The organism is Planctomycetota bacterium, from assembly GCA_018242585.1.
Classification (GTDB): domain Bacteria; phylum Planctomycetota; class Planctomycetia; order Pirellulales; family PNKZ01; genus JAFEBQ01.
Window position 1 is genome coordinate 779 of record JAFEBQ010000042.1, and the last position, 16,654, is coordinate 17,432.

9 protein-coding genes are annotated in these 16,654 nt (G+C 62.6%); 4 read left to right on the plus strand and 5 right to left on the minus strand.

Annotation, left to right across the window (positions count from 1 at the left end):
- Window positions 1–56 precede the first annotated feature (56 nt).
- Window positions 57–4,562, minus strand: a complete 4,506-nt coding sequence (locus tag JSS27_19255) for a discoidin domain-containing protein (GenBank protein ID MBS0211088.1) — start codon at window positions 4,560–4,562, stop codon at window positions 57–59.
- A gap of 484 nt (window positions 4,563–5,046) precedes the next feature.
- Between JSS27_19255 and JSS27_19260 the strand changes: the two genes are divergently transcribed.
- Window positions 5,047–5,748, plus strand: a complete 702-nt coding sequence (locus JSS27_19260; protein ID MBS0211089.1) for a hypothetical protein — start codon at window positions 5,047–5,049, stop codon at window positions 5,746–5,748.
- 227 nt (window positions 5,749–5,975) lie between these two features.
- Here JSS27_19260 and JSS27_19265 read toward each other — a convergent pair whose 3' ends face one another.
- Entirely contained in the window at window positions 5,976–8,366 is a 2,391-nt protein-coding gene (locus JSS27_19265; protein ID MBS0211090.1) for a peptidase, read from the minus strand.
- 344 nt (window positions 8,367–8,710) lie between these two features.
- Here JSS27_19265 and leuC point away from each other — a divergent pair, with 344 nt between their 5' ends.
- The 3 genes from leuC to JSS27_19280 all read left to right on the plus strand — a co-directional run bounded on the left by leuC (window position 8,711) and on the right by JSS27_19280 (window position 11,345).
- Window positions 8,711–10,102: a 3-isopropylmalate dehydratase large subunit gene (gene leuC / locus JSS27_19270; protein ID MBS0211091.1), complete on the plus strand. Its 1,392-nt coding sequence runs from the start codon at window positions 8,711–8,713 to the stop codon at window positions 10,100–10,102.
- Window positions 10,103–10,176: 74 nt separating this feature from the next.
- Window positions 10,177–10,770, plus strand: a complete 594-nt coding sequence (leuD, locus tag JSS27_19275; GenBank protein ID MBS0211092.1) for a 3-isopropylmalate dehydratase small subunit — start codon at window positions 10,177–10,179, stop codon at window positions 10,768–10,770.
- Window positions 10,771–10,859: 89 nt separating this feature from the next.
- The gene (locus JSS27_19280; GenBank protein MBS0211093.1) at window positions 10,860–11,345 is read left to right on the plus strand and encodes a YbjN domain-containing protein; all 486 of its coding nucleotides are present in this window, start codon (window positions 10,860–10,862) and stop codon (window positions 11,343–11,345) included.
- 32 nt (window positions 11,346–11,377) lie between these two features.
- Here the strand turns inward: JSS27_19280 and JSS27_19285 are convergent, their stop codons facing one another.
- The 3 genes from JSS27_19285 to JSS27_19295 form a co-directional block, all read right to left on the minus strand.
- On the minus strand, window positions 11,378–12,691 hold the full coding sequence (locus JSS27_19285; protein MBS0211094.1) for a DUF1501 domain-containing protein: 1,314 nt from the start codon (window positions 12,689–12,691) through the stop codon (window positions 11,378–11,380).
- A complete protein-coding gene (locus JSS27_19290) occupies window positions 12,688–15,621 on the minus strand; it encodes a DUF1553 domain-containing protein (protein ID MBS0211095.1) in 2,934 nt (977 codons plus the stop codon). Before JSS27_19290 ends, JSS27_19285 begins: the two co-directional genes overlap by 4 nt.
- 314 nt (window positions 15,622–15,935) lie before the next feature.
- Window positions 15,936–16,568, minus strand: a complete 633-nt coding sequence (locus JSS27_19295; GenBank protein ID MBS0211096.1) for a response regulator transcription factor — start codon at window positions 16,566–16,568, stop codon at window positions 15,936–15,938.
- Between the last annotated feature and the right edge of the window lie 86 nt (window positions 16,569–16,654).

A 16,654-nucleotide genomic window follows, 5' to 3' on the forward strand; every position in this document is an offset into this window, starting at 1 on the left:
TGCGCCCTTTGCGTCTTTGCGGTTAATCCTTTTCTGCTCACTGCCGAAATTCGCGACTACTTTTTGACCAGCGATTCGAGGTAGTCGACGAGCGACGCCAGTTGGCCCACGGTTAGTTCCTTGGCCAGCCCCTCGGGCATCATCGACAGCGGCTGCTTGCCGCGCTCTTCGATCTGAGCCACCGGCAGCTTGGTTTCGTTGGCTTCCAGGTCGCGGATCACCACTTCGGTCGCCCCTTCCGAGGTGACAAAGCCAGTGAATACTCGGCCGTCGTCCATGATGAACTGCTGGGTGGCGAAGCCCTGGGCGATCGACTTGCTGGGGAGCAGTATCGACTCGGTCAGCTCGCGACGCTTGTAGGTCGACGCGATGTGCCCCAGGAACGGCCCGCGGGGAGTTTCGTCCTGCCGCACGGTGTGGCACTTGACGCATTGCAGGCGGTGGAACAGTTGCTCCCCCTCGGCCACATCGCCGCGCTGCTTCAGGACCATCTGCACGGCCGACTCGGGATCCATCGACACGACCAGCGGCCCCTGGGGCGGCTTCTTCTTGTTCGTGTCCAGGCGCAGCTCCTTGGCCGCCCGCTCGGCCGCCGCGGCGACTTGCTTGTCGGGGTCAGCAAGCGACGCCAGAACCTTTTCGCTCCAGGCGCGATTTCCGGCCAGTTGCACCGCGCGGAGCATTTGCGCGCGGCGCGGGGCGTCCCGCCAGCCGGCGTCGAGGGCCAGCTTTGCCGCTTGCCGGGCCTCGGGGGACGCGCGATTGTTGTCGGCCACGATCATTAGCCCGGCGTCGGCCCAGGCGCTTGTATCACCTTGCTGAGCTGCCGCCGTGGCGACCAGCGCTTCGATTTGCTGGTCCAATGTTTTTGAGCTGCTGAAGGCCGAGATAGCTTGCTGGCCGTCACGCTGGCCGCGCAGCGGGCTGTTGCCGATTTTGGCCAGGGCGGCCAGTTGGGCTTTCAGGCCCTCGGCGCTGGCGACCTTGGCCAGGGCGACGACCGCTTGGGCCCGCAGCGACAAGTCGGCTTGCTCATCACTGGCGACTTTGACCAGCAGGGGCACGCCGGCCGGCGGGACTTGCGCTGCCCGGGACAGTTCGCCGACGGCGGTCGGCACGAGCCCAGCGTCTTTCAAGGCCAGCTCAACGACTGACTCGACGCTCCCTTTGACCGGAATCCGGTTGCGATTCACTTCGCGCAGCAGCACCGGCACGTCGCCGGGGCGGTTGTCAGCCAACAGCTTTTCCAGGTACGCGCCGATCTTGTCCGACGCTTCCCACTTCTCCGGCTGAAACAACGGCCCGGTCGTATCAGGCCGCGTGCCCCAGCTATTTCCGGTCCACTTGCCTTCGATGAAGTACAGGCGGCAGAGGGCTGCGATAAGATCGGCACGACGTTCTGGAGCTGACTCTGCATCCAACCGCGTAATCAATTCGCCAGCGCTACCTGGAACGACACAATCAGGGCACATTCGCCAACCATCGACTGAACTGAGGGCTCGCAATGCCGCACGGCGACGTGCATCTGAAGGAGTGGAATTATCAATCGCGTCAAGTGCTCCTCTCCATCGACAGACCTTTTCCGCCGTGTGCGAAACAAGTGGATCTGGATCTCCAAGAAACACGCTGTCGCCAATCCGCATGAAGAGATAATCCGGAAGCTGGGCTGCGCGCAATCGTATCTTAGGTGATTTGGATTGTTTCGCCTCCTCAAACAACGCCCACATCGCGCGGTTTGGTAGTCCTCCTAAAATGTCGGCGAAGACGATTTCGTCGTTTCGAGGACGCTTGTACCTTTGCGTGTCAGAAAGCGCCAGCATCAAGAATTCCATGACTGGGCGATCGTGGTCATCAAAGACCTTTCGTGAGACGTCACCAGATTTTTTATCTTTGCTCAGAACAAGATCAATCAAATACTTTTCCCCATCAGACGGCATGTCGCGATATTTTGAATCGATGCAGCCCGGCTGTGCCAATGTAAAAATCGCCGCCACGCGCACCGGTAGCGACTTCGACTTATCTTCAGCAATCGCATACAGCGCTTTGCCAATCTCCTCAGTATATGGCTTGCGCAGTAGCGCCCTTTGTGCTGCTAACTGCCGTCGATGGCTCGGCGATTGCAATTGCTCGATCAACTGCTTAGCGTCGAGCTTGGCAAAGTCCGGCACCGGCGGGGCTTTGTATCCCTTGGGGGAAACGCGTACGACGTAGCCGACTTCTTCGCCGACGTAGTTGAACGTGGCCCCTTTCCAACTGGCCACGTACAGATGGCTGCTGGCGTCGACGTCGAGATCGGTGACGCGCGGCACGCCGATGAACTCCTCTTGCTGGGCCGTGAACGTCGCCCCCTTGGGCGTCAGCCGCTCGCGATAAACCCATTGCCGCCCCCAGTCACAGGTCAGCAGCGCGTCGCCATAGTCCTTGGGAAAGCCCGGCTCGGCCAGGTAGAGCCCGCCGCAACCCGACCCGCCCCCGTAATCGGCCAGCGGCGCCACACATTCGTCCGGAAAGTTCTTGAACAGGGACGGATAGCCATGATCGTCCAGTCCCGTGAAATGGTGCAGGCGAATGTCCCAGCCGCCGCCGTCGTTGGTGTTGTCGCGGGCAAAGGCGTTGAGCAGCGGATCGACTTCGACTTCCAGGATGTTGCGCGTGCCGCGCGAGAAGAGATGCATGCCAGAGCCGTCGGTACGAACCCGCACCACTCCGCCGCCGCGAAGTTGCAGGTGCGTACCGTCGGCCCCTTCGGCATCCATGAAGCCAAAGTCGCCAATCGCCAGGTACAGCCAGCCATCGATCCCCAAAGTGACGCCGTTGCTGGTGTGGTCGGCCGGGCGATCCTTGAAGCCAAAGGCGATGTTCTTGATCAGAATCTTTTCTTCGTCGGCCCGGCCATCGCCGTCGTGGTCGATATACGCGCTGAGATGCGGCGGATGCATCAGGTACAGCCGATCCTGGTCCCAGACGAGCCCCCGCGGCGAGTCGACGTTCTCGACGAACTTCTTCACTTCGTCGGCGCGGCCGTCGCCGTCGGTGTCGCGCAGCCGATAGACCGAACCCCGGTTCGGCTCGCGACCGAGCGAGCCGTTCTTATCGACCGAGACGTACAAGGTTCCGTCCGGCGCGGCCGCCACCAAGGTCGGATACAAGACCTTCGGCGGAGCGGCGAACAGGGTGACCTCGAAGCCGTCAGGGAACTTCACCTCGTCCAACACGTCGGCCTCCTGCCGACGTGCTTCCGCTTGTTGGTTGACCGGCACCCACTGGTCGCCGAAGATTTTCACCTCGCGAATGCTTCCCCAGCCCCCGGCGCTGCTGCCGAGGAAGGTCACCCGGACGTAGCGCCCCGAGACATCCTTGAGCTCGTGACGGTTTAGGCCGGGCTGGCTGTTGCTGGCCGCGTCGATGGCCGGGGTCCACGAGTTGCCGTCGCTTGATACCTCAACGCGATACTTGTAGGCGTTGTTCTGCGACTCCCACAGCAGTTCGAGGCCGGTCACTTCCTGGGCCTTGCCCAAGTCGACGGCGATCCACTGGTTGACCTGGCTATTGGCCGCGCACCAGCGAGTCATCGGGTTGTCGTCGACCGCGTTGGCGGCGACGTTATTCTTGTTCGACTCCTCGCTCGACGCGGTGACTTTCTTGCCCGGAGCGATGTTCAACCGCGTCTGCTTGGGCGTGAACGGCTTCAGGTACTTGTCGTTCAGCGCGCCGCATGACCAAAGGAGGCCGCGCGTGACCATGTCCAAGTACCGCGGGTCGCCGACCGTCGTGTTGTTGTGCCCCAGCGTGGTGGCAAAGACCTTGGCCTTGTCGCGGTAGTTGTTGGTCCAGACACAGACGCAATCGGCGTTGACTTCCTTGCCGCTCTTCTTGTCGGTGTAGGTCTGAGTGCCGCGGACCATGGCCTTGGCCGTGTCGAGCAATGCGCCGGCGCTGTTGTTGTACAGCTCTTCATTGCCGGTGATCCAATCGACGCCGCCGTTCAGGATCGGGTTGCTGCGATCGACAAAGCTGAGGTTGATGGGGACTTGCGGACCGTGGCCGGTCGATTGCAAGCCCGAGAACTCAAACCAGGGGGTGACGTTCGGAAAGCCCTCGCTGCGGAAGCTGTGCATGGCACAGTGCAACAGCACGGCCGGCACGCCGTTGCGATGCGGCTTGAGGATGCGGTCGATCACCTGCAAGTCTTTCACGTCGGACGTGCATTCGTCGTGAATGATCACGTCATAGCCGACGTACCAATCGTCGTTCTCGTAGATCGGGTTCAAGACCTTGGTGGTCTTGTCGGGCGAATAAGCGATGGTCACTTCGACGTGCGCTCGGGCCGCAATCCCCTCGGCCAGCAGATCTTTCTGAACGGCGTAATCATGGCAACAGCCGCCGAGGACCAGCAGAGCCTTGAGCGGCTTGACCGGCTCGGCAGCGCGGGCCATTGAGGCCGGCTGCGCGCTCAAGCTGACTAAGACAGCGACTGCGACCGCGGCTTGTGCGGCACGTCGCCAGACAGGTGCGGCGGCGGCGCGAGAGCCGCTTGGCCAAATGGAAACCCAGGTGTGCATTCGCGAGTTCCTCCATCGTGGGTGCAAGGCGGGAAGCTGGCGACGGCGCACAGTCGGGCGTGCCTTTGATGGCCGCGCCCGGCCAGGCGTCAGAATCGCCAGCCGGTAAGGAGGTTTATGATAGTCGGCCCGCCGAGCGGAAGAAACCGGTGCGGCAGAGCACAGTCGGCTTTGAAGATTACGAATCAATCTCGCGTGAGTTGGCGCAAACCCTTCTCCCCCGGGGAGAAGGTGGCGGCGCTAGCCGACGGATGAGGGTCGCGCGTCAATCGGGCGCGGCTCCGGGGGCAGAGTGGACCCTCATCCGGCCTTCGGCCACCTTCTCCCGGAGGGAGAAGGGTTGCTTCTCGCTCGGTGATTGAGTTGTGGCGTTATGATGCTGCTTGTCGCACAATAGCGTGAGGTCAAGGCCTGACCTTCGCATGCCTCCCTACCTGACGAAAGTACACGCACGCCGATGAGAACATTTGCCACTTCGTTACTAATGTCGCTCTTCGCGCTCGGCTTCGCGCCACTCGTTTGCCAAGCGGACGCTGACGAAAAACCATTCGCGCCGACGGCGGCGTATCGGGTCGAGACGATCCAGGGGTTCACCGTGCTGATCAATCCCGAGGTGTCCGAGCACCCGGATGAGGCGGCCGCCATGCGCAAGGAATTGGACGCCCAGTTGCAAGCCATCGTACGCGTGGTGCCGGCCAAAGCGGTCGAGGCGCTGCGGCGCGTGCGGATGTGGATCGAGTGGGAGAAGAAGCCCAAAGGGGCGGCCGAGTTTCATCCCTCGGCCCAGTGGCTAACAAATCACGGCTATAACCCCGAGAAGGCTGGCTGTATCGAACTGTCGAATGCCCGCAACTTTGTGAACTGGTCGCGGACGGCCCAGCCTTGGATGGTGCTGCACGAAATGGCTCATGCGTACCACAACCTGGTGCTCGGGCGCGACGACGCGGCGATCGAGGCCGCCTACCAACAAGCGGTCGAGCGTAATATCTACGACTCGGTCGGTTACATCAAAGGGGGCGAAAAGCGGGCCTACGCACTGAACAATCGCTTTGAGTATTTCGCCGAGCTATCCGAAGCCTGGTTCGGCAAGAATGATTTCTTTCCGTACACGCGCGAGGAATTGAAAACGCACGACCCGGTGGGGTACGAGCTGATGGAGAAATCCTGGGGCGCGTCGGCGGAGTGAGGTTAATTCATCTCGCGCGAGTCCGCGCATAACCCTTCTCCCCCGGGGAGAAGGTGGTGAGCGCAGCGAACCGGATGAGGGTCCACGAACCATTGGAGTCCCGCTGTAGCCTGACGCGCGACCCTCATCCGGCCTTCGGCCACCTTCTCCCAGAGGGGAGAAGGGTTGCTTCAGGCCGCGTGGCGATTGAGGACGCATTGACGTTTTGACTCGCTTACGAGCAAAACTCAATTCGCCACGTTGATCTTGTGGCCGGGCATGTCGACGCGGGCCCAGAACGGGTGTTGCCGGTCGCCGCGGGTGCGGGCGTCTTCGAGCATCACCGGCAAGCTCGGTTCGATGCCGTCCGGCGCTTTGACCTGGGCACCGTTCACCGTGATCTTGATGCGCTGATTGAAATTCACCAACTCCGGCGCCAGCCAGACGGTCACACTGGCGGCCGACGTCTTGACGATCATACCATTGGTCGCGGTCAGCGAACCTTCGGTGGTGGCGGCCACGCCGTTGCGCGCCGGCGGCCACTGCTCGGGCTCGACGATCACCTTGTCGGGAAAGTTGCTCATCTCGAGCCAGTAGAAGTAATTGTCCCAACTGCGCAGCGTGCGGGCGTGGATTTCACGCGGGAAGAAGTTGCGCTGATGGCGGCCCATCCAATCGAACAGGTTCAATACCTCGTCCGAGAAGTGCTCGTGGCCGCGCCCCAGGAACTCGACCACGGTCAGGTTATAGCCGCGGGTCATGTACCGATCGAAGTCGCGGGAATTGCGGGCGTGGTGATCGCCGTCGCGCTCGCCGGCCACGAAATACAGCGGCACCAGGCCGGCGTTCTCCCAGTAGTAGCCCACGTACTTGTCGGTGACCGCCGAGATCGGAATCACGCCGGCCCACAGGTCAGGGTGCGCAATGCCGATGTCCCAAGCCGCGTCGCCCCCCATCGAGTGTCCGCTGAGAAACACGCGGTCGGTGTCGATCGAGTAGCGCCGCTGCGCGTCGCGCAAGGCGTTCAGCACGGCGCCGTGTTCGCGGGCCGAGAACTTGTACTCGCGCTGCTCGACGTTGCCCCAATGCGGCGCGATAACAATGTAGCCGTTCCGCGAAGCGGGCCCTTGGCGGCGACCTTCGCTGTCGCGGCCGCCGGCCCACCAATCGATTTGCATCTCGGGCGTGCTGCCAGCGCTGTGCAAAGTAATGATCGTTGGGTAGAGGCGATGCGAGTCATACTCGGGGGGCAGTTGCACCGTGTAAGGAATGCCGGGCTCTCCTTCGACCGTCGGGACGTCGTGCTTGAACTGGCCAGGCACGTTGGGATCGAGTTGCCCCATGGGCTGGGGCGGCCGCATATGGAACAGAACCTTGGCCACCAGTTCGGACGTGGCGGCTTCTTGCTTGCGGAATTCGTCGATCAAGAGCAAGCGGGTGGTTTGAACCCGCTCGACCAGATACTTGCGCAACAGGTCGCGCGTGGTCAACAGCGACATCGCCACGGGGAGCTTCTGCTGGGCGTCGCCGGCGCCGACCAGCCAGCCGCTGACACACGTGGCCACGCGTTGCTCAGGCGTGGCTTGGGCGTCGGCCCACGATTGACGATAGGCGGCCATGCGGGCCAGCGTGTTGGGGTTCAACTCTGCCCGCAGTTCGTCGCGAAACAGGCTCAACTGCAGCTTGTAAGCCGACTCTTGAATCTTGGCGATGTCGGCGTCGAGGTGATCATGAATCTCCTTGATCGAATCGCCCTGCTGTTTGAATTTGTCCAGCATCTGTTGCACGGCCACCAAGGTTTCGCCAGCCACATTCTCGGCCGGGAAGCTTTTGAGCACGTGGAACGCCAACTGGTACTGCCCGGCGTTCAAACGGATCTGCACCTCGCGCAGCGCGTTCCGCGCCAGGGTTTGGTGAATGCGCACGGTGGTGGGCTGAAACTGGGCTTTCTGCTCGGGAAAGTCGTCGATGATTTCCTTGAGCTTCTTCTCGGCATCGTTGTAGCGCCCGAGTTGCAGATAGAACTGCACGATCGCCAATCGCTGCTCGATTTTCTTGGCGTCGATCGAGTGCATCAGAATCTTGTCCAACAACGGTGGCGCGATCGAGTTGGTCGCGATCCGCTGATCCCACTGCATGGGCTTCCCTTCCTGCGCCAAGGCTTCGACCTTGGCATAGCGCGGCGTCAGTTCGCTGATTCCTTGGATGATCACCAGCGGCCCTTGTTGGGTCGACATCTTGATCATCCGCCGCCCGTATTCATCGAACGGGCTGGTACCCAGGATAGTGCCGACGCTGCCGACCAGCATGCCGTTGTGCGAGACCGGCTGACGAAGCGTGATCTTTTCTTCGACTTCAGGGCTGGCCTTCTCGTCAACGGCCGCGACCTGCTTGGTGGGAAAGAAGACGCGGCGCAGGTCGTCGTCGACCAGGACGATCTGTTGGATGGCGACCCCTTCGGCGGCTTTCGGCGCGGCCGGGTTTTCGACCATCGAGCCCACCTTGGCGGCGCGCCCTTCGACGGTGCGGCCGTCCTTCAACGTAAACTTGGTGGCATAGGCCGGCGGCGCGGCGGCGACCACCAAGGCGACAACGATCGCCCCCAAGCTCAGTTGCCGATGTCGATTGCGTCGCTCCATCCGTTTGGCTCCGGGGTTTCGATGCCGGTGGCTCATCCAAGGTTCCCTGATCTTTTGGGAGTTCGAGTCGCGCGCCCCCGGTCATTGACCGGGACTAATGTCGCGAACCTTTTCCCGTCCGGCGAGCCCTAACACTCGAACCTGCGAGGTGTTACACTTAAGTTTTAGCTTCCAATCGCCCGGCGTGCTTTAATGGCGGCCTTCGGGGCGATTGGCCCCGCCGGCTGTAAGTCATAAGATTATAGGCGTTTGCGCCAGGGCGACCCGTCCCGGCCAGCATCGTTTTCAGGCATTTTTCAGCGAGTTCCCTCCCCATGAGTTCGTCCGCTTCGGCCCCCCGCACCATGTTCGAGAAGATCTGGGACGCCCACGTCGTCCATCACGAGCCGGGGCAGCAGGCCATTTTGTACATCGATTTGCACCTGGTCCATGAAGTGACCAGCCCTCAGGCTTTTGAAGGGCTGCGGCTCGCCGGTCGTAAACTGCGTCGCCCCGATCGAACCGTGGCCACGCCGGACCATAACATTCCGACGACCAATCGCGCCCTGCCAATTGCCGACCCGATCAGCAAGCAACAGATCGACACCTTGCGCGCCAACTGCAAAGAATTCGGCGTCAAGCTGTACGACCTCGACAATCCACAACAGGGGATCGTCCATGTCATCGGCCCTGAACTCGGCCTGACTCAGCCGGGCATGACGATCGTTTGTGGCGACAGCCACACCGCCACGCATGGCGCGTTTGGCGCGCTGGCCTTTGGCATCGGCACCAGCGAAGTCGAGCACGTGATGGCGACCCAGACGCTGTTGCAGTCGCGCCCCAAGACGATGGAGATTCGCGTCGAGGGGAAGTTGCCGCCGGGCGTGACCGCCAAGGACGTCATCCTGTACATCATCGGGCAGATCACGACCGACGGCGGCACCGGATATTGCATCGAATACACCGGCAGCGTGATCCGCGCCCTGAGCATGGAAGAGCGGATGACCGTCTGTAACATGACGATCGAGGCGGGCGCTCGGGCGGGCATGATCGCGCCGGATGACAAGACGTTCGCCTACCTGCGCGGGCGGGAATTCGCTCCCAAGGATTTCGACGCCGCCGTGGCCCGTTGGCGAAAGTTACCCAGCGATCCGGGTGCGAAGTACGACAAGACGATCGTGTTCCAAGCCGCCGACATCGTGCCGCAAGTCACCTGGGGAACAAATCCGGGGCAAGTAGCGCCGGTGACCGGCGCGGTGCCAAACCCGGCCGCAATGAACGACGACAATCAGCGCAAGGCAGCGTCCGGCGCGCTGCAATATATGGGACTGACGCCGGGGACGCCGCTCGTGGACCTGACGCTCGATCGAGTCTTCATCGGCTCGTGTACTAATAGCCGGATCGAGGACCTTCGCGCCGCGGCCGCCGTGGTGCGCGGCTATCACGTGAACAACCACGTCAGCGCGATGGTCGTTCCCGGCAGCGGCCAGGTCAAGAAGCAGGCCGAATCCGAAGGGCTGGACCGCGTGTTCCGCGAAGCTGGGTTCGATTGGCGCGAGGCGGGCTGCAGCATGTGCCTGGGGATGAATCCCGACACGCTGTCGCCGGGTCAGCGCTGCGCTTCGACCAGCAACCGGAACTTTGAAGGTCGGCAAGGCAAAGGTGGCCGCACGCACCTGGTCTCGCCCGCCATGGCCGCCGCGGCCGCCATCACGGGCCACTTTGTCGACATCCGCGATTGGAAGTATCAGGCCTAGCGCATCATGGATCGCGGTCGACACCGCGCGTCGCGTTACTAAGAAACACTGACGTTGCCATTACGGAAAGCATCATGAAAGCATTCACCGTTCATACCGGACTCGTCGCGGTCATCGACAAGCCGAACATCGACACCGACCAGATCATCCCCAAGCAGTTCCTCAAGCGGATCGAGCGGACGGGCTTTGGCCAGTACCTGTTCTTCGATTGGCGGTTCAAGGAAGACGGCAGCGACAATCCGGACTTCGAGCTGAATCAGCCCCGCTTCCGCGGCGCTTCGATCCTGGTCGCGGGGCCGAACTTTGGCTGTGGCAGCAGCCGAGAACACGCCCCTTGGGCGCTCGAGGACTACGGCTTTCGCGTGGTTATCTCGTCGAGCTTCGCCGACATCTTCTACAACAACTGCTTCAAGAACGGCATGCTGCCCGTCAAGCTCGACGAGGCGTCCGTCGGCGAGTTGATGGCGATGGTCGCCAAGAATCCCGGCTACCAACTGACCGTCGACCTGCAAAACTGCGTGCTGCGCGACGAGCATGGCTATCGCAAGCCAATCGAAGTCGAGGCCTTCCGCCGGCATTGTTTGCTGAATGGTCTGGACGATATCGGCCTGACAATGCAGCATGAGGCGAAGATTACTCAGTACGAACGCGCCCACGGGATCGCCTGATTGGGCTCGCGGTCGACAATCTGGACGACGTCCAGCGGCGGCAAAGCCGCCAGCTTGGTTCATTGTCTATTGCGAACGGAGTGCGAACGATGAATCGACGGCTCGTACGGCTCGTCTGTTGCTTGGCCTTTGGCGTGGCGATACTCGCCGGTGATTTCATCTTGCGACCCAGCGCCGCCGACGAGCCGCAACCAGTCGCGGCCCCGCAGCCCGTGATCAGCAGCCTGACTCCGGCCGGCGCCGAACGCGTGCTAAGCACATTTGGGCTGGAATTCAAAGAAGTCGAAAAGGGGATGTACGTCTTCCGGCACGAAGACCTGAAGCTGTTGTTTCACAACGGCCACGAGACGCTACACCTGTATTCAAACTTTCCCAGCGCCAAGGCCGAGTTGACGAAGATCAACGACTGGAATCGGACCAAGCGGTTCGCCAAGGCCTTTTTGAACGAGCACAATCAGCCGACGCTGACGGCCGATCTGGAACTGACCGGCGGCGTGACCGAGCAGAACCTGATGGAATGGCTGAAAACCTACGTCGCCTACCTGAAGCAGTTCAAAGAGTTCATCGAGAAGTAACTCTTCCTCGCGCCGTATCAGAAGCCTGACGCTCAGGCAAACAACTGCCCGATCGGCGTGCCGCCGTCGGTGATGGGGACCGGACGCTTGTTCTCGTCGAATAGTTCTTTCGCCGGGTTGATTCCCATGGCCGCGCAGATCGTGGCGTGGAAGTCGGGAATACTGACGGCCGGCGTGACCACCGTCTTGGCGATTTCGTCGGTCTCGCCGTACGCGCCGCAATGCTTCAACCCGCCACCGGCTAGGACCATGGTGTAGCACTTGGACTGGTGGCCGCGGCCGCCGCGAGCGTCGAACTCGGGCGGACGTCCGAACTCGGTGGCGATGGCGATCAAGGTCCGATCCAGCATCTTCCGCGATTCCAGGTCGCGAATCAGCGTCGAGAGCGCCAGGTCCAGTTCCTTGATCAGAAGGTGCTGGTTCAGTTGTCCTTCATTGTGCGTGTCCCAACCGGTGCCGTTGATGAAGTTCAAGTTGTGCGACACCTCGATGAACCGGCAGCCGTGCTCGACCAGCCGGCGGGCCAGCAAGCAGCGCTGCCCGAACTCGCCACCATAGCTCTCGCGCAACGTGTCGGACTCTTCCTTCAGGTTGAACACTCGCATGAATTGCGGGCCGGCCAGGCGCAGGCTCTCGCCAATCACCTGGTCATAGGCAGCCAAGGTCGAGTCGCTCGCCGCGCGCTGGCGCAGCCGCTTCAAGAGTTGCTCGCGGCGATCTTGCCGCGCCACATCGACGTCCGAATGCCGCACCAAACCCGAAGGCCCGGCTTCGGTGTCAACCAGGTTCAGGTAGCCATGCCGCGGACCCAAGAAACCGGGGTCGCGAGCGGTATTGGGATAGCCGATCACGACATAGGCCGGCATGTTGTCGTTAACCTTGCCGCGCTCGTGGCTGACGATGCTGCCGATGCTGGGGTAGCGGATCGTTTCGCTGATTCGCCGCCCGGTGTGGACAAAGTGCGTCGCCGTGGCGTGCTCGTCGAAAGTGTTATGGCTGATCGTGCGAACCGCCGTGATCCGGTCCATCAACTGGGCGGCTTGCGGCAGGTGCTCAACGACCTTCACGCCCGCGACCGCGGTGTCGATCGAGTCGTAATAGCAGCCCGGCTTCTTCTCTTTCGGGTCGCCACGTCGCTTGGGATCGAACGTGTCGACGCCGGCCATGCCCCCGCCTAGCCAGAGGAAAATGCAATGGTCGGCCTTCCCCATCGGCGCCGCCGGCGCGGTCGCTGCACGAGCCAGCGGCGCTAGCCTGCCCCAGGCGTTGGCCGCCCCTAGCGCCGTGGCCCCGTGCAACGTGTGCCGGAGAAAATCGCGTCGTGAATGTCCCACTTGTTGGTTCATGGCAGATAGACCAGTTCCGGTGAGTTCAATAGCGTCCAAAGTGCGTCTTCGAGTCGTCGCCGCCAGTCGCCGGTCAGCCGCGCGGTCGGCTTGTCGCCGGCTCGGGCCTCGGCTTCCTCGCGCGTGCGTTGCGCGTTGGCGGCAGGGTCCAAGTGATTTGACCAGGCGATGTAGGGCCGATAGCGATGCGGCACCGCTGGCTTCTCATGCGAAACCACGCGACCATCAAAGCCCGGCTCCAATAGCGCTTTGAAATCGCGCAGCTCATCGGCCGACGGTTCGCGCGACAAGATGCGCAGGTACAACTCGCGGGCCAGCCCTTCGGCCGAGTCGGCTTGCAACGCCAACTCGGCCATTTGCGACTCGTCCGACACACGCGTCAGCCAGCGCGCCACCGTGCCATTGGCCAGCAGGGCGGCTTGCAGCACACTTGGCTCGACCTTGCGCTCGGAAACCGCTTCTTGGCGGTTGCCGCTCCAGCCGAACGCGCCCAGCAACTCGGCCACCGCTTGAGCGCGGGGCAGGTTCAAACTCGGGCGATCCCGCTCGTTGGACAAGTACGTGAACTGCCAGGCCCGTTGCGGACGCCCCAGGTTCAAGCCATTGTCGGCCGGGCGGCCGCTGTCCAGGTCGATGCACATTGCCTCGGTCACCAACGGCACGCCGAACGAGGCGAACAGCGAGTCGAGCGTTTGCTCGGCGCTCAATCGCCGGCGCGGCGGCGCGGCATACAGCCGATTGGCCGCGCGATCGGGCGAGGATTGTCGCCCGTAGGCCCGCGTGTTGAGAATCCGCCGGGCCAGATGCTTCAGGTCATAATCATGGGCCACCAAGTCGCGGGCCAGCCATTCGAGCAACTCGGGGTGCGCGGGCCGGGCGTTCTCCCAGTCGTTCAACGACTCGACCAGCCCTTGACCGAAGTAGTGGTGCCAGACGCGGTTGACCAGCACTTCGGCGAAGCGTTCGTTCTTGGGCGACGTGAGCAGGGCGGCCAGTTGTTCGCGCGGGTCGTTCGCGTCGGCGTCCACGGCGCTGGCCGAGACATAGCGCGTCAGCGGCCATTCGGCGGCAAGCACCTCGCCAGGACGGAGCGAGACGCGAATCAGCGGCTGGCGGCCACCGGCGGTGAGTTTTTCGAGCGGCACGCTGCTGGTGTCGGGAATCTTGACTGGCGCGCGGGCCAGCATGGCGGCCATGTGGAACAGTTCGGCCTGTGTGCTGGCGTGGTACGGCGCGTCGTGACAGCGTGCGCACTTCATCTCGGTGGCCAGGAACGTCGAACTCAGAACGCCGGCCTTGGCGACCATCGGGGCGTCGTTCTGGGCGGCCAAGCCAAAGCCCGCTGGCCCGCCGCCGTAAACGCTGCCCCCCATCGTCACCAGTTCCCAGGCGAACAGGTCCATCGCCTTGTTGTCGCGGAACGATTCATAGAGCCAGAAGCGGAACGGCCCGGTGTTGTTCAACGTGGCATTGACCAGGTTGGGATTCTCGCCGAGCCAATCCTGCCAGCGCGCGGTCCAGACGTCGGCCCAACGCTTGTCAGCCAGCAACTCGTCGATCAGCTTGGCGCGCTTGTCGGCACGATCGTCTTTGAGGAAGGCACGCAGCTCGTCGGCCGTCGGCGGCACGCCGACGACGTCCAGGTAAACGCGGCGCGCGAACTGGGCATCGTCGGTTAGTGGGCTGATGGCCACGTCGTAGGCCGGCTCGATCGCGGGCCAAGCGGCCCCTTCGGCGATCCACTTTTCGATCTTGGCCACTTCTTCGGGACGCAACCTGACGCCTTGTGGCGGCATTTGCATCGATTCGTCGGTCGAGCAGATGCGCTCCAAAAGCGGGCTCTTGGCCGGCTGACCTGTGACGACGGCCGGCTCGCCCGACTCGCCACCGCGCAACATCGCTTCGAGTGAATCGAGCCGTAGGCCACCCTTGGGTTGGGCCGCGCCGTGGCAGCTTTGGCAACGATCTTTCAGCAGCGGCAACACGTCACGGTGGAAGCGGATCGTGCCCGAGGTTTCGGCCACGGCTTGCTTGGCGCGCTGCCAGTGGGTGCCGAGGAACTGGTCGATTTCATTCGCCACGGGCCAGTCGCCCGAAACCTTGGGGACCGGCGGGGCGGGATGGGCCGCGACCCAGCGACGAGCGACCGAGTGGCGCTCGCGCCAGAATGGTGCATAAGCGGCAAAGGCCGCAGCGCGGCGCTCGGTCTCGACTTGATCATAGTGAGCCCAACGCTCGGCGGCGAACTTTTCCCAAGCGGCATCGGTCAGCGCGATCCGCCGCGTGGGCGCAAACACGACGAACTCGTTACTGTCCCCGGCGGCCCAGGCAACATAAGTCTCGCCCAACTCGGGACGCAGCGGCTTCTTGCCATTGACGCCGCCAACGAAGACTTCGAGCTTGATCGGCAGCGCACCCCCGGGTGAATCGAACTCGACCAGCGACTCGCGATCGCCGGGACCGACGAACCGCGTCTGGCCCAGCGTGAGAACCTTGGTCTTAATCAGGCCGTGGCCGTCGGGATTCGGACGCAAGAAGTCGTTCTGAGCCACGTCCTGCTCGCCGATGCGCAATCGGGCCGCATTTCGCGAGCGGAGCAAAATGCGCAGCTTGCCGGCCGGCAACTCGACCGTGCCGGTGGCACGCAACAAGGCGGGGTTCCCTCGGTCGGCCCGCACGCCGGTTTCGGTGTAGCGCCAGGGAAGGTGAATGAAGGCAAAGGCCGGTTCGGTGTAGCGTTCGCTCGGCTCGGCGAACTGCTCGGGCCACTTGCGATCGACGGGCACGTCGCGGTCGACGATTTCGACCTGGACCAATGGCGAAACGGCCGAAGCTGCGCCGGCCGTAACGGTGGTTTCGGCCATGGCCGAACGGCCGGCATCGAAGCCGACCAGGATCAACAAAGCGAGCGAAAGGGGGAGCTTGGACATTGTCGGAAGTACCCCACGGAACAGGCCGGCGAAGCGTGGCAATCAGGCAAGAGTGAAACCCTCGGGCAGGACGCTTATCCTAATCGATCTTCGGCTGAAAAAGCACTTCAACCGCCGAGGGATTCTGCGCTACCACTTTCGTGGTATGCCACGGGGGGTGCGGTATGCGGGAGTAGCAGGCAGCGTTTCGCCCGAGGCAGGTATTATCGCTAAACCCCAATGCTTAAATGACCAATGACCAACGCCTTGTTTGGGCATTGGTGCTTGGTCATTGGGGCTTTGAATACTGCAAATCGAAGTGTTTGCCCGCGACGCTAATCGAGCGAGATCAAACCCCGCCGGGTCGCCTCGGCCACCGCTTGGGCCCGATCCTGGACGCCGAGTTTTTGCAGCACGTTGCTGACGTGTCGTTTGACGGTGTCCTCGGTGATAAACAATTGCCCGCCGATTTCCTTGTTGCTCTTGCCGTGTTGCAATAGTTGCAGGATTTCGCGCTCGCGGGGGCTCAACTCGGGCTGCGACATCCGATCGGCCAGACGCTCGGCCAGCGGGCCGGGCAGATAACGCGCGCCCGTCGATACCGCCCGAACCGCGGCCAGTAACTCGGCTCGCGGCGCGGTCTTAAGCAGATAGCCCCGCGCCCCGGCGCGCAACGCCCGATAGATATCTTCCTCGCGCGACGAAGTCGTGAAGACCAGCACCTGGGCCGCCGGGTGCTGGGACATCAGCTGTTCGAGCGCCTCGATCCCGTTCAGCTTGCCCAGTTGCACATCGAGCAGCACCGCGCGCGGCTGGTGCTGGGCAAACAGCGGCACAAGTTGCTCGCCCGCGTCTCCCTCGGCCACCACGATCATGTCGGCCTCGAGCGCCAGCGAAGCAACGAGCCCGCTACGGACGACGAAATGATCGTCGATGACCAGGATTGTGATGGGATTGACGTCGGGCATCGGAGCTTTTGTCGAAACTACAGGCAATGTCTTAACCCTTCTCCCCCCGGGAGAAGGTGGTGAGCGCAGCGAACCGGATGAGGGTC